Origin of the sequence: Nocardia sp. NPDC051787, from assembly GCF_040681325.1 — a bacterium.
Lineage (GTDB): Bacteria > Actinomycetota > Actinomycetes > Mycobacteriales > Mycobacteriaceae > Nocardia.
This window is the reverse complement of record NZ_JBFAYO010000023.1, coordinates 14,277-27,830: the sequence shown is the minus strand read 5'-3', so window position 1 is coordinate 27,830 and position 13,554 is coordinate 14,277. Positions and strand designations below refer to the sequence as shown.

General features: G+C 66.1%; 15 protein-coding genes. 9 read left to right on the top strand and 6 right to left on the bottom strand.

Annotated features, from left to right (window positions below; all coding sequences use genetic code 11):
- Window positions 1-39: 39 nt before the first annotated feature.
- On the bottom strand, window positions 40-357 hold the full coding sequence (locus AB0M45_RS23390; protein WP_364332880.1) for a cupin domain-containing protein: 318 nt from the start codon (window positions 355-357) through the stop codon (window positions 40-42).
- A 359-nt stretch (window positions 358-716) separates the two neighbouring features.
- Between AB0M45_RS23390 and AB0M45_RS23385 the strand changes: the two genes are divergently transcribed.
- Genes AB0M45_RS23385 through AB0M45_RS23355 form a run of 7 tightly spaced genes read left to right on the top strand, consistent with a single transcriptional unit; the run spans window position 717 to window position 8,100 of the window.
- Window positions 717-1,823, top strand: a complete 1,107-nt coding sequence (locus AB0M45_RS23385) for a fumarylacetoacetate hydrolase family protein (protein ID WP_364332877.1) — start codon at window positions 717-719, stop codon at window positions 1,821-1,823.
- The gene (locus AB0M45_RS23380) at window positions 1,820-2,815 is read left to right on the top strand and encodes a C-terminal binding protein (protein ID WP_364332874.1); all 996 of its coding nucleotides are present in this window, start codon (window positions 1,820-1,822) and stop codon (window positions 2,813-2,815) included. The genes AB0M45_RS23385 and AB0M45_RS23380 overlap by 4 nt, the downstream gene beginning before the upstream one ends.
- Window positions 2,812-4,122 carry a phosphopyruvate hydratase gene (gene eno, locus AB0M45_RS23375; RefSeq protein WP_364332871.1) on the top strand — a complete coding sequence of 437 codons (1,311 nt, stop codon included), beginning with the start codon at window positions 2,812-2,814 and terminating at the stop codon, window positions 4,120-4,122. The genes AB0M45_RS23380 and eno overlap by 4 nt, the downstream gene beginning before the upstream one ends.
- A complete protein-coding gene (locus AB0M45_RS23370; protein WP_364332868.1) occupies window positions 4,119-5,147 on the top strand; it encodes an aminoglycoside phosphotransferase family protein in 1,029 nt (342 codons plus the stop codon). Before eno ends, AB0M45_RS23370 begins: the two co-directional genes overlap by 4 nt.
- On the top strand, window positions 5,144-6,088 hold the full coding sequence (locus tag AB0M45_RS23365) for a fumarylacetoacetate hydrolase family protein (protein WP_364332865.1): 945 nt from the start codon (window positions 5,144-5,146) through the stop codon (window positions 6,086-6,088). The genes AB0M45_RS23370 and AB0M45_RS23365 overlap by 4 nt, the downstream gene beginning before the upstream one ends.
- Complete coding sequence (locus AB0M45_RS23360; protein WP_364332862.1) at window positions 6,072-6,974, top strand: 3-hydroxybutyryl-CoA dehydrogenase; 903 nt, start codon at window positions 6,072-6,074, stop codon at window positions 6,972-6,974. Before AB0M45_RS23365 ends, AB0M45_RS23360 begins: the two co-directional genes overlap by 17 nt.
- 4 nt (window positions 6,975-6,978) lie before the next feature.
- On the top strand, window positions 6,979-8,100 hold the full coding sequence (locus AB0M45_RS23355) for a CoA transferase (protein ID WP_364332859.1): 1,122 nt from the start codon (window positions 6,979-6,981) through the stop codon (window positions 8,098-8,100).
- Between the two features lie 320 nt (window positions 8,101-8,420).
- Here the strand turns inward: AB0M45_RS23355 and AB0M45_RS23350 are convergent, their stop codons facing one another.
- The 5 genes from AB0M45_RS23350 to AB0M45_RS23330 all read right to left on the bottom strand — a co-directional run bounded on the left by AB0M45_RS23350 (window position 8,421) and on the right by AB0M45_RS23330 (window position 10,580).
- Entirely contained in the window at window positions 8,421-8,603 is a 183-nt protein-coding gene (locus tag AB0M45_RS23350) for a hypothetical protein (RefSeq protein WP_364332856.1), read from the bottom strand.
- A gap of 70 nt (window positions 8,604-8,673) precedes the next feature.
- The gene (locus AB0M45_RS23345) at window positions 8,674-9,042 is read right to left on the bottom strand and encodes a hypothetical protein (protein WP_364332853.1); all 369 of its coding nucleotides are present in this window, start codon (window positions 9,040-9,042) and stop codon (window positions 8,674-8,676) included.
- 177 nt (window positions 9,043-9,219) lie between these two features.
- Window positions 9,220-9,711 carry a MarR family transcriptional regulator gene (locus AB0M45_RS23340; RefSeq protein WP_364332850.1) on the bottom strand — a complete coding sequence of 164 codons (492 nt, stop codon included), beginning with the start codon at window positions 9,709-9,711 and terminating at the stop codon, window positions 9,220-9,222.
- A 45-nt stretch (window positions 9,712-9,756) separates the two neighbouring features.
- A complete protein-coding gene (locus AB0M45_RS23335; protein WP_364332847.1) occupies window positions 9,757-9,906 on the bottom strand; it encodes a hypothetical protein in 150 nt (49 codons plus the stop codon).
- 56 nt (window positions 9,907-9,962) lie between these two features.
- Entirely contained in the window at window positions 9,963-10,580 is a 618-nt protein-coding gene (locus AB0M45_RS23330; protein ID WP_364332844.1) for a TetR/AcrR family transcriptional regulator, read from the bottom strand.
- A 74-nt stretch (window positions 10,581-10,654) separates the two neighbouring features.
- Between AB0M45_RS23330 and AB0M45_RS23325 the strand changes: the two genes are divergently transcribed.
- Both AB0M45_RS23325 and AB0M45_RS23320 read left to right on the top strand, forming a co-directional pair.
- Window positions 10,655-11,920, top strand: coding sequence for an alpha/beta hydrolase (locus AB0M45_RS23325; protein WP_364332841.1), 1,266 nt, complete (start codon window positions 10,655-10,657; stop codon window positions 11,918-11,920).
- A gap of 727 nt (window positions 11,921-12,647) precedes the next feature.
- Window positions 12,648-13,538, top strand: coding sequence for a hypothetical protein (locus AB0M45_RS23320; protein WP_364332838.1), 891 nt, complete (start codon window positions 12,648-12,650; stop codon window positions 13,536-13,538).
- The last annotated feature ends 16 nt before the right edge of the window (window positions 13,539-13,554 follow it).

Sequence of the window (13,554 nt, the reverse complement as noted above, 5' to 3'; positions counted from 1 at the left end):
TCGGCTCGGGTGGCGGGCACTGCGCATGATGCGTGCACGTCATCTGCTCACCCCGGTCAGGATGAAAGCGACTGTCGCCGGCCGCTCCGACTTGTTCCGCCAAGCATGCCGCGCCGCGATCTGGACGATGGTGTCGCCGCGGGTGAGCCGGGTCTGCGCGCCGTCGTCCAGTTCGAGCCAGATCTCGCCGTCGAGCACCACTCCGTAGTCGACGCTCGGCGTGCGGTGCATGCCCGGCTCGGTGGGATCCGAGGCCGCGGCGATGTCCGGTGCGTACTCGGCAAACTCGGCGTTGGCGCCCTCGGCGTCGAAGTTCGGGTCGGCGACCACCGAATCGGGTGCATACTGCACGATCACAAAGCTGGCTCCACCTGTGCCGGGAACGACCGGACCTGTATTACTCGTCGGCTCGGTTCCTGGCGGTGTGGACGGCGATGGACCGTTGCTGAACCATACGCGGGTCTGCGTCTGACCGGGCATGTACTCGAAGTCGTGACTGTGCGGAACAGCCCCATCCGATAGGAAGACCGACTTTCCGTCGGCATCGTTTCCGGTAACCACGCGTCGAACCTTCATTGGCTCTACCCTTCTCCTGCTATCGATAGCACATCAGTCTGGCGAGTGTAAGTCAATGGCCTACGGGAACCGACCGGGTCGTCTACGGTGCGCGTGGCGATGGCGAGCGAAGAGGGGTTTCGCTGTGCTATCGTTAGCACATGCACGCGGACCAAGAGATGAGCAGCGCCGAACCGCTGGATCGCGGCGGGTTCGGCTCGGGCGGCGACGCCGCCCCGGCGGGCGTCGTTCTCGCGCAGGCGAGCCGGGGCTCCGGCGAGTCACTGCCATGGCTGGTCGCGGATGGACGTGCACTGCCGCTGCGCGAATGGGCCGACGAGTGGCCCCTTGGTCGAGTTGGATCACTCACCGAACTGGTCGCGCGGTGGTCGGACCACGAATCCGGCCTCCGCGTGCTGACCAGCCGCCCGGATGTTCGGCAGGTCATCCATTCGCGCGGCACGGACGTCGGCGCGCTGCGCGTGCAGGCACCGCTGGAGCCTCGGCAGACGTTCTGCACGATCGGCAACTACCGCCGCCAGATGGTGGAAGCCGCACTGGACGCCGACGACGGCGCCGACGGGCCAGGCGCCCCCGCACGCCAGGCGGCCGCACTCGAAGCGTTGGACCGCCGCAGCCGCACCGGCGAACCGTATGTTTGCCTGACCAGCTCCGAGCGGATCGGCACACCTATCGGCAACCTGGCGATCTCACCCGACGTCGTGACACTCGACTGGGAAGTCGAGATCGCGGTCGTGATCGGCGCGACCGCCCACGAGGTCGCCGCGGGGGACGCGGCGAGCGTCGTCGCCGGCTACTGTGTGGCGAACGACCTCACCGTCCGTTCCCGGGTGATGCGCGCGGATCTTCCGGCCCTGGGCAGCGACTGGGTCCAGAGCAAGGGCATGCCGGGTTCGTTGCCTCTCGGGCCGTGGTTCGTTCCTGCGTGGCAGGTCCCCGACCCTTCCCGGCTGCGCCTCCGGTTGTCCGTCAACGGCACCGTGATGCAGGACGACACTGCCGAAGACATGCTGTTCGCCATCAAGCACCAGGTTTCCTACCTGTCCCGGCATACCCGACTGCGGCCGGGCGATGTCCTGTGCACCGGTTCGCCTGCCGGGTTCGGCGTCCACCACGGACGGTTCCTCCGTGCCGACGATGTGGTTACCGCGCAGGTGACCGGGCTCGGCGAGCAACATCTGCGCTGCGTCGCGACCGAGGACCCATCCGCCGCACTGCGCGAAAAAGAGAAAGAGCTGATGCGATGACCAAGGAACAGCACACCGTGCTGCTCACCGACCGGGCGTGGCCCGACGACACGGTCGAGCGAGCCACGATCGAATCCGCCGGTTTCAAATTCGTCAGCGGTCCTCCGGATCCGGCGCCCGCGGGCGTTATCGAGGCGCTGGTGGCGGAACACCAGCCATCGGCGATCCTCACCTGCTGGGCGCGGGTGTCCGCCACCGCCATCGCCAGCTCCCCGGCGCTGCGGATCGTTGCCCGTCTGGGTGTCGGTCTGGACAATATCGCCGTACCAGCCGCGACCGCCCTCGGCGTGCTGGTGACCAACGTTCCCGACTACTGCGTCGAAGAAGTGTCCGATCACGCCGTTGGGCTTGTGCTGGCCTGGACACGGGGACTGGTGGTCGCCGACCGCGAGGTACGGGCCGGGCGCTGGAACCCGGCAAGCGCACGCTTACGCCGGCTCTCCGCACTGACCTGCGGAGTGGTGGGGTTCGGGCGAATCGGCAGTGCGACTGCGATGAAACTGCGCGCGCTCGGCGCACACGTCGTGACCAGCACCCCTCTGCCCCCTTCGGACACGGGTGGCGTGCCGGTGGTCGAGATGGGCCAGCTGCTGGCCTGCAGCGACGTCGTAATCCTGCACGCACCGCTCACGAGCGAGACGCACCACCTCATCGGTGCCCGCGAACTCGCGCTGATGCCGCCCGGAGCACTGCTGGTCAACGTCAGTCGCGGCGGGCTGGTCGACACCGACGCGGTCATGGCGTCGCTGCGCGCAGGCCACCTCGGTGGCGCGGGCCTCGACGTCCTCGAAGAAGAACCGGCCGTGCCCGCCGAGCTACTGGAGCACCCGTCGGTGGTGGTCACCCCGCATATCGCGTTCTCGTCGGACGCGTCGGTCGTCGACCTTCGCCGCGGCGCGGCGGAAGAAGTCGTCCGAGTCCTGCGCGGCGAAACCCCGCGGTATCCCTGCAACCACCCTGCACAGAAGACAAAGAACGGAGTGTCTATATGAGCGTGATCGGCAGCGTGCACGGCCGCCAGGTGCTGGACTCGCGTGGACGGCCCACGGTGGAAGTCGAGCTGGTTCTGGAATGCGGCATCGTCGCCCGTGCTTCCGTGCCTTCCGGTGCATCGACCGGCACGTATGAAGCGCATGAGCTTCGCGACGGTGACGACGCGTTTTTCAACGGCCTCGGCGTGCTGTCCGCTGTCGACCACGTCAACGGGGAGATCGCCGCCGCCCTGCGCGGACTCGACGTGATGGATCAGAGCGGCTGCGATCGCCTGCTGCGCGAACTCGACGGCACCCCCGGATTGTCCCGGCTCGGCGCCAACGCGGTGCTGGGTACGTCGCTGGCGCTCTGCCGGGCCTCGGCCGAGGTGACCGGCCAGCCGCTGTATCGGCGCATCGCCGATCTCGCCGGTGTCACCGAACCGGTACTGCCCATGCCGATGGTGAACATCCTCTCCGGCGGATTGCACGCTGGACGCGGAATGGACGTGCAGGACTTTCTCGCCGTGCCGATCGCGGCGACATCGATGCTGGAGGCGATCCAGCTCACCGCGCGGGTCCGTGACGCGGCGACGGTCGTATGTATCGAACGCGGGCTGCCGGTATTGCTCGCTGACGAGGGTGGGCTGAGTCCTGGGTGCCGCACCGGGCGGGAGGCGCTCGAGTTGCTCGTTACCTCGATCGAACGGGCCGGGCTGGTGCCCGGCGTGGACATCGCAATTGCGATCGATGTCGCCGCCGCGTCCCTGTACGACACCACTACCGGCGACTACCGGTTGCGTCGGGAGGAGCGCCGGGTGGGCACCGAGGAAATGATCGAGATGATGTCGTCATGGGTGGACGACTTCCCGATTGTGTCTATCGAGGACGCGCTCGACGAGGAAGACTGGGACGGGTGGGAGACGCTGACCGCACGGCTCGGAGATCGGGTGCGACTCATCGGCGATGATCTGTTCACGACCAATCCGAAACGCCTGGCTCAGGGGATCGCGCGGAAATGCGCTAACGGTGTCCTCGTGAAGGTCAATCAGAACGGAACGCTGACCGGCACTCTCGAGGTTGTTGCCGCAGCCGCCGACGCGGATTATGTTTCCGTGGTTTCGGCGCGTTCCGGTGAGACCGAGGACAGTTTCCTCGCCGATCTTGCGGTCGGCACGGCCGCGGGGCAGATCAAGGTCGGGTCGGTACGTTCGTCGGAACGACTGGCCAAATACAACCAGCTGATCCGCATCGCGGAGGACGCAAGTCTGCCGTTCCGCGAGTTCCCCATGCCCAGTTCCGTTCCCGCGGCAGGTCCGATCCGGTGACCACGCCGGACCTCCGCGCAGATGTGCAAGCGTTCCTGCGCAGGCAGGGATTGCTCGGCCCGGGGGAGCATGCGTCACTGATTCCGTTGGCCGGCGGTGTGTCTTCGGATCTGTGGAAAGTGGAACTTCCGACCGGCACCGTGTGCGTCAAGGGGGCACTGGCCCAGCTCAAGGTCGCGCACGAGTGGCGCGCACCCCTCTCGCGAAACCGGGTCGAGTACGACTGGCTACAGTTCGCTGCTTCGCTATGTCCGGGCCAGGTGCCTCAGGTAATCGCCTACGACGACGAGGGCGGCCTGTTCGCGATGGAATTCCTGCCACCGGAGCGCTATCCGGTGTGGAAGGCGCAATTGCTCGCGGGCCGGGTGGATGTCGCGGCAGCCCGAGCGGTCGGAGATCTCGTCGGCAGGCTGCACTCGGCGAGCGCCGCCGATCCGCGCAGTCCGCTTCGATTCGCCACCGACGAGAACTTCGACGCCTTGCGCATCGAACCGTTCCTGCGGGTCACCGCGAACGCCCATCGGGACCTGCGGCATCGGTTCGCCGAACTGGCTCGGACGACGGCAGCCACAGACCTCGCTGTCGTGCACGGTGACGTCAGTCCGAAGAATATCCTGCTCGGACCCGACGGCCCGGTCCTCCTGGACGCGGAGTGCGCGTGGTTCGGCGACCCCGCGTTCGATATCGCGTTCTGCGTCAACCACCTACTCATCAAGTCGGTCAAGCTGCCGGGACAGGCCGCCGAATTGCGCTCGGCCGCACAAGCGCTGGCCGACGGGCACGCACGCCACATCGACTGGGAACCACCGGACGCGCTCGCCCGGCGAGTAGCGGCGCTGCTACCCGCGCTCGCACTGGCACGCGTAGATGGCGCTTCCCCGGTCGAATACCTGGACGAGGCTCAGCGAGACGAGATCCGCAAGATCGGCCGGGTACTGCTTCGCGATCCCGCATCGACAGTCGGCCGATTGCTCGACCGGTGGGCGGCGCTCTCGCGTGGCGATGTCGGTAAGGACCTACCGTGACCTTTTCCCTCGCGACGATCCGTGTCGACGGCTTGCCGACCCCGGTGCTCAGCACAGCGGGTAGGCATTACCGAATCGCCGACCTCGCCCCGGAAGTCCTCGCACCGGACCCCTCCGCCGGGCTGATGACAGTGTTCGCGCACTGGGCCGAAGCCGAACCCGTGCTGTCGCGGGCTGCTCGCGACCTCACCGGGGGGGTGCTGACCTGCACCGAAGTCGATGCGCCCAGGCGGCTCGAGGACTGGCTGACACCGTTGCGTTATCCCAACAAGGTCGTGTGCACCGGCGCGAACTACTACGACCACCTGACGCAGGACGGCGGCCACGCCGACTTCACGAAGGAAGACAACATCCCGGTCTTCTTCCTGAAACCGCCCACCACAACACTCGTCGGCCAGGGCAAGTGTGTGCGTTATCCCGTCCAGTCGAACAAGTTCGACTACGAACTCGAGCTGGCGTTCGTGATCGGCAAGCGCGGCAGACGGATTGCGGTCGAAGAGGCTCGTGACTACGTCGCCGGCTATACGATCGGCCTCGATCTGTCGGCGCGCGACTGGCAGCGTCATCCGCGGCATCTCGCCAAGTTCGACCTGTTCGGCGGCAAGGCGTTCGACGACAGCTGCCCTCTGGGACCGGGCATCGTGCCCGCGCGGTTCGTCGACGACGGAAACCTGGAGCTGCGCTTCCGCCTCAACGGTGTGCTCCGGCAGGAAGCCAACACCAAGGACATGATCTGGCCGGTGCCGGAGCTCGTCTCCCGGATCAGCGAGCACATCACGCTCGAGCCGGGCGATGTAGTGCTCACCGGTACCCCGGCCGGTGTCGGGCTCAGCACCGGCGTGTGGACCAAGGTCGGCGATCACCTCGACGCCGAGATCACCGGCCTGGGTTCACTGCATGTAGAGATAGTCGAGGACGGTTCGGATGCCGGTAGCGAGTGAGGAATCGTTGGCCGCGACCACAGTTGGCGTCGTCGGCTGCGGCTTGATGGGATCGGGCATCGCGGAAGTGTTCGCGCGTGCCGGACACGCCGTGATCGTGCACGAGGTCGACGCGGCTGCCGCCGCTCGTGGGCGACGCCGCGTGGAGCGCTCGCTGGCAAAGGCGGCAGCCTCGGGCAAGCTCACCGACGGGGACGTCGAGGCCGCACTCGATCGGATCACTTTCGGCAGTGATCTCGACGCGCTCGGCCCGGTGGAATTGTGCATCGAAGCAGCCAGTGAAGACGCGACATTGAAGTTGGAGCTGTTCCAGAGGCTGGACGCAATCATCAAAGATGAGGACGCCATCCTGGCGTCGAACACCTCATCGGTGCCCATTACGAGATTGGGTACCGCTACCCGGCGTCCCGCGCAGGTCATCGGCGTGCATTTCTTCAATCCGGCGCCAGTGCTTCCACTCGTCGAGGTAGTGCCGGGCCTGCTGACGTCGCCCGACGTCGTACGCCGGGTACGGGAACTGGCCGAGCGCGACCTCGGCAAGACGGTCATCCTGTCGAAGGACCGGGCCGGCTTCGTCGTCAACGCTCTTCTGGTGCCCTACCTCTTGTCCGCCGTTCGTATGGTCGAGGCGGGGTTCGCCACGCCAAGCGACATCGACGCCGGAATGCGCGGCGGTTGCGCCCATCCGATGGGGCCGTTGCGTCTGGCCGACCTCATCGGCATCGACACCGTGGTGGCCATCGCGACCTCGATGTTCGCCGAGTTCAAAGAACCGCTGTACGCGCCGCCGCCAATGTTGTCGCGCATGGTCGACGCCGGCCTGCTCGGTCGCAAGAGTGGGCGCGGGTTTTACGACTATCCACTGTCCGACATCGAAGAAAACTGAGGTGATGTCCGTGTCCGGAGCTCTCGACAACGTGCGGGTTCTCGACTTCACCCGAATCCTGGCCGGGCCCTTCGCGACGATGCAGCTCGCCGATTTCGGTGCCCAGGTCACCAAGGTCGAACGCCCCGGCACCGGTGACGACACCCGCGGCTGGGGCCCGCCCTACGACGCGCATGGGCAGGCGACCTACTTCCAGGCGGTCAATCGCAACAAGGACAGCATCGTCCTGGACCTGACCGATGAGCGCGACCGTGCGCGCGCCCGGGCGCTCGCCGTCGACGTCGATATCGTAGTCGAGAATTTCCGCCCGGGTTTGATGGCCGAGTTCGGTCTCGACTACGACCAGCTCCGGCCGGCCAACCCCGGACTTGTCTACTGCTCTATCACCGGTTTCGGCCGTGGCGCCGGAGCTGCCCTACCTGGATACGACCTGCTGATCCAGGCACTCGGTGGTTTGATGAGTATCACCGGCAGCGCGGACGGCGAGCCGCAGAAGGTCGGGGTTGCCCTGGTCGATGTCCTCGCTGGTCTGTTCGCCACCACCGGCATCCTGACCGCACTCCACCACCGGCAGATCACCGGTGCGGGGCAGCGAGTCGACATCGACCTGCTGAGTTGTCTGCTCGCGGCGCTGGTCAACCAGGCAAGCGCCTACACCGCCGCCGGGGTGGTACCTACCCGGATGGGCAACCAGCACCCCAGCATCGCCCCCTACGAGCTGCTGTCCTGCGCCGACGGCGACCTCGTGCTCGCCGTCGGCAACGACCGCCAGTTCGCTACGCTGTGCGACGAACTCGGAGCACCGCACCTCCCCGTCGACCCACAGTTCGCCACCAACACCGCACGCGTCCAGCACCGGGACAAGCTGCGCGCCGAACTCGAAAACCGGCTCGCGACAAAGTCGGCCGCCGACTGGGCAGCCGCGCTGGCGCGGGTGCGGGTCCCCGCAGGTACCGTCAACGACATCGCCGGCGCCTTCGAACTCGCGGCTCAACTCGGCCTGGATCCCATTGTGGAACTCACCCGCAGCGACAGCAGTAAGGTCTCGTTGTGCCGCAACCCCATCAACCTCTCGGCAACCCCGGCCAGCTACCGATCCGCACCACCACCACTGGGGCTGCCCTGAAAATGTGGGCATCCGAGATAGCGGGTAGCCGAGGCATTTTGCCTCGGCGCCGTTCCCTGTGGTTCCGGCTCGGAACTCGGGCGGCGGCAGCACCCTTGGGTTCCTACGCACCCCCGGCCGTCGGTGGAATGGCACCGAGATTCGGCCTCAGCCAAGGTGTCAGCGCCGACGGATCGGCTTCGGTCAGGTGTTCCAGCGGGCCAAGGCCTTGCCACGGTGTCGATGTCGTGGAGATGTTGCGTCATGCGCCTGGAATACGCCGATCGTTTTCGCGTGACATGAGTGTTGGGCAGGCCGGATCGGGATGCGCGCTGCACAGCTCATGATTCGATCCATTTCGTCTCAGCCGTGTCGAGGAAGTCGATCCGGTTCACGTCGGTTCGGCCGAGTAGCTGGTTGGCTAGGAACATAGCGCGGTACGGGTTGCTGGCGCGGATCCACTGGGACTGATGCTCCAGGCCGTTGCCGTTGCGATAGTGCACCCGATATTCGTACGTACTCATCTCTATTGCCTTCTTGTTCTACCTTCCCGGTTTCCGAGCGGCGGCGAAATCGACAGCGGCGCCAGCGCGGTCATGTCGGCAATTCCACCAGGTGCGCATGGCCGCGAGACGCGAGGAAATCCAGGAGGCACATCCGCGAAATCGCCATCCCGGACATGTGCCCGGCCAGGGTTACAACAACACCCGCTTCTGCGCGGCGACACTCGTGAACAAGGTCGGCAAACGCCTGCGGGACCGCGCAAGTCTGCGGTGACGACTCGCGGAACACCGCGCCGAACTCATAGCCGTGCTCACCTGCGAACGTCTCCAGCTGGGCCTCGCACAGGGATACGTCCGCGCCCGTCAACAAGTCCAAGCGAAGATAGCCATACATCAGTGGCCGAACCGTCGGGTCACTGGACCGCAGGACATCCCCTGAATCGCCGTTCTGTTTGCTCATGATGTGCCAACTGGGTCGATATGGACGGTGGAATGGGTCGCTCATTTCTGTCGAGCCCGAATGATGATGAGGTTATAACTATGCCTACATAGCAGTCAAGGAAAAATGTGGCTGCCGCCACAAAATAGGTTGATCAGGCTGCGGCACTGCGAGGCTGTCGTTGTGGACCGATGCGGCTCAGGGTGCCTGCTCGCCGCCTTGGCGGAGTTGGACGAGCCCTGCCTCCACCTTGCGGAGCAGAGCAACGGTCGAGTCGAGGTCCGCGGTGTCGCCGGTGGCCGCGTAGACGCATTCGGACCACAGCTTGCGCACCAGCGCGTAATTACTCGTCCCCTGGGCGGTCGGATAGATCTCCACCTCACGGCCGTCCGCGGCACTGCTACGCCGCTCGACCAGCCCCTTGCCCTCCAAACTACGCAGCACCGTGCTCAGATTGGTGCGCTGCAAACCCGACGCGTGCGCGACCCGGCTCGGCGTGGTTCCCGGGTGACGATGCAGATAACGCATCACCGTGCCCTCCGACGGCGTCAACGACACCGCCTCCGGGTTGACGTAGGCGGGGAACTTGATCTCCCGCGAGATGGCGAACACCAGATCAGCGAAGTCGGCCCACTGATCCGCCGATGCCTTCGACACGCGCCGGACCCGGCGACCTGCATCATCTCCCACGAACGCCATCGTACTACTTAGCAAGACATAGTTATTGATCCATAGCTAATCGCCAAATGAATCGGTAGTAGCGAACGCGCCGACCATCGAGACCAGCTGTGACTGCACGATTACACCCGAGCCCACCAGCGCGGCCAGGACATGGGTCGAGGAAATCTTGATCCGCGGCGAGCGGCGCAGGCCCTGATCGGCCATCGCCACATCCTGCCAGGAGCCGTTGGGCCGCAACTCTTCCCGTAGGTGGCAGGGGCCTACGGGTTTGCGGGACCGCTCGTGCGGCTTGCGAAAGCGCGTAAGGCCCGCTCGACGCACCTGTCGATGAAGCAGTCGTCGACCGGCTCGCCGGTCACCAGGATGCGCAGATAGACCGGTGCGATCGCCATCTCGTTGAACTCCAGCGGATCGGTGTCGTCCGGGAGTTCGCCACGCGCGATCGCGCGCTCGACGATGGCGGCCGTGCCCTCGAAACGCGCCGTCCAGAACCGGCGACTCGCTATCCGTATCTGCGCGGAGTCGGCCAGCGCGACCTGGGTCCGCAGCAGCGCGAGCAGCGGCGGCCGGGCGAGCACCGCTACGACCTCGTTCACCAGTTGGACCAGGTCGGCGCGCAGTGAGCCGGTATCCGGGATGGGGATTTGATCGCCCATATGCGTCAGCGCGGCGTCGGCGACCAGATCCTGTTTGTCCGGCCAGCGGCGGCGAATCGTCGTGGGATGGACACCGGCGAGCCGAGCGACATCGGGAATTTCGAAGCCGTCGTAGCCCTGTCGCAGCAGCAGATCGAGGGTCGCCTGCCGCACGGCCGCGACGACGCGTGCGCTGCGTCCGCCCGGCCGCGGCCGTCGTTCCACCTTTTCGCGCTGGCCCACGACCACAGCTTGACATCCGGCATGCCCACCGCCAAACTCGCTTAAAGCACTTCTGAGTGCGTTAAGGAGATTCGATGAGCAGCCGCCCGATGCATCCACGATCCACATTCGGCCGAAGGCGATTTCTGGTGAGCGGCGCGGTGGCCGCAGGTGCGCTGGCCCTTGCCACGCCGATGCCGGCCGGCGCCGAACCCGCTGTCCCTCGCTGGCTTGACCGCCTGTTCTTCGACTTCCAATTGCGCAGGCTGCTCGGTGAGGCGCCGCTGGGAGGCGCGAACGTAGCGGAGGTGGTGGCTGCAGTCCAGGAAATCGGGCCGTCCCCGAGCGCCCAGGCGTGGGTACGCGCGTTCGCGGCGCTGGGGCGTGATTTGGCGCGACAGTCTGCCGACATGATCGCGAGCGATCCGAACGGCGCCGCCGCGACCGCGCTGCGTGCCGCCAATTACCTCCGCGCGGCCGAATTCTTCGTCGAACCCCTCGGTTCCTCGCTGGATACGAAGATCGCGCTGTATCGCGAGATGCGCCAGTCTTTCGCGATCGGCACGCGGGGGCAGCGGATCGAGGCGGTCCAGATTCCCTACGAAAACACTGTGCTCGACGCCTATTACGTCCGTCCGGACGGCGTGGCCGACGCAACCCATCCGGCCGTGGTCTTCTTCGGTGGCCTCGATAGCGTCGGCGAGGAGCTCTACCTCTGGGCCGGAAAAGAATTGGCGCGCAATGGTATCGGCGCTCTCCTTGTGGATGGTCCCGGAAACGGCGCTTCGCTGCGGTTTCGGGGCATCCTGTCGCGGTACGACTACGAGGCCGCCACCGCCGCGGCCGTCGATTTTCTCGGCCGCGATCCGAAAGTCGATCCGGACCGGATCGGCCTGATCGGAATCAGCCTCGGCGGTTATTACGCGGCCCGGTCAGCGGCCTTCGAGCATCGTGTGCGGGCAACCGTGGTGTGGGGTGCCATCTGGGACGAGTCCGAAATCCTTGCCAGCCGAAGTGATATCGAGACGAAATTCTTCCTTGCCCAGTACGGGACCTGGGTGTTCGGCGGCGGCAACCCCGTCCGGGCTTTCATCGACGCGCGCCGGTTCACCATCGCCCCGGTAGCCCATCTGATCCGCAATCCGATCCTCATCATCCACGGCGCCGACGACGCTCTGGTGCCGGTGTCGCAAGCCCAGCAGCTCTACGATGCCGTCCAAGCGCCCAAGGCCCTGCATCAAGCGCCCAAGGCCCTGCATGTCGTCCCTTCCGGTCGGCCGGGCTCGGCCCATTGTCAGGCCGACCACATCCCCGCCGCCTGGGAAGTCATGATTCCGTGGCTCTTGGACCAGCTGACGTGAGCGTTCAGCGCCACGGCGAACCTGTGGCACAAGTTGGCGAAGGTTGGCGCCGACTGCGCAACGGGTGTAGAGACTGACAAATCCTGCGGTGATGTGTCAAAGCTATTGAGAATGTGCAGGTGTAATTGATTTGCTAGACAGTCGCTGTCGCGGATGTGGATTCTCTTCGGTGTATTCGGAAAAGTGGGGTGCGGTCAATTCATCTAGTACGTTCTCTGGGATAACGAGAAGCGGTTCTCGGGAGAGGGTGGCGTCCGGCAGTGCTCGGCCGCCTGTGCTGATCCCGGCCGCCCGGCGCTGCCGGGCGGATAGGTGGAGGTGTCCATGCTCGTCGACCACGCCGTCGTCACCTGGCTGGGAGGCAAGGATCAACTGATCGTGTGTGCGGATCTACTGGCCGGTAGGCCGACCCGGCGCGTTCGGCACGGTTTCGTCGATGGCTCATCCTCCGGCGTCGACCGCGCGGATCCCATGGATCGTGCCGGGCGGGTGCGGTCCGGCTGCCGACGCCGGCAGTGGGGTGGGATGCGCGGGAATCCGCTGGTCGTGGCAGGTGAAGCCCACCGAAAGTCGGGCGACGCGCGAAATCAGAACTCCCGGTACGTCATTACCCATGGCGCCCTCCCTGTCGATGGAGGAGGCAGTCTGCGAGATGACCCGGCACGGTGCCGGGACGCCGTACCGATACACAGACCTGGGGGAGTTCACAACGAGAATGTGTCGAAGAATGTTTATTGATCAATTCCGCAAGGCTCGAAAAGTCCTGGGCTGCGCGGCGCTTGTCGCATGTGTTGTCGCCGGGTGCGGGACCGGCCGCTCCGAGGATCCGGCGGCGAGCGAGCCGACCATCACCGAGGCCGCCGCGCGGACCGATCAAAAGGGCCTGTCCCTCATCGTGCCCGGCACGTTGGCCGCGAGTTTCGCCGACCTGGCGGCAGGCGTGCGCGGGAAGCTCGGGATGGCGGTCATGCCGGTCGGCGGCACTCAGCCGGTGACCTTCGGCGACTGGACCAGCGGTCCGGCGTGGTCGACGATGAAGGTGCCGCTGACCATCGCCGCGTTGCGCCGCAATCCGGGCACCTCGAACTACGCCGCGTCCGCGGCGATCACCGCCTCCGACAACTCTGCCGCCGAGACGCTGTGGCAATCGCTCGGCAGCCCGCAGGAGGCGGCCCAGGCCGTGCAGGCGGTGCTGCGCGAAGGGGGCGACACCAAGACCGCCGTGCCCGCTACCCGTTCCCGTCCTGAGCATTCGGCCTTCGGGCAAGCGGACTGGTCGCTGGTCGACCAGGTGCGGTTCGCCTCGCGGCTGCCTTGTCTGTCGGAGGCCAGCCGCGTGACCGCGCTGATGGAACAGGTCGTCGTCAGCCAGCGCTGGGGTCTCGGCGAGTTCAGCGGAGCCGAATTCAAGGGCGGGTGGGGGCCGGAACCCTCGGGCGTTTACTTGGTGCGCCAGTTCGGGCTCATCACCGCTCCTTCCGGGCAAATCGCCATCGCGGTGGCGGTGCAGCCGGATTCGGGGACGTTCAGCGACGGCATGAACGTTCTGGACCGGCTTGCCGCGGTCGTCTCCCAGCATCTCGACGAATTGCCCGGTGGTCGCTGCCCGGCGGGGTGAGGACATCCGTCCAGGT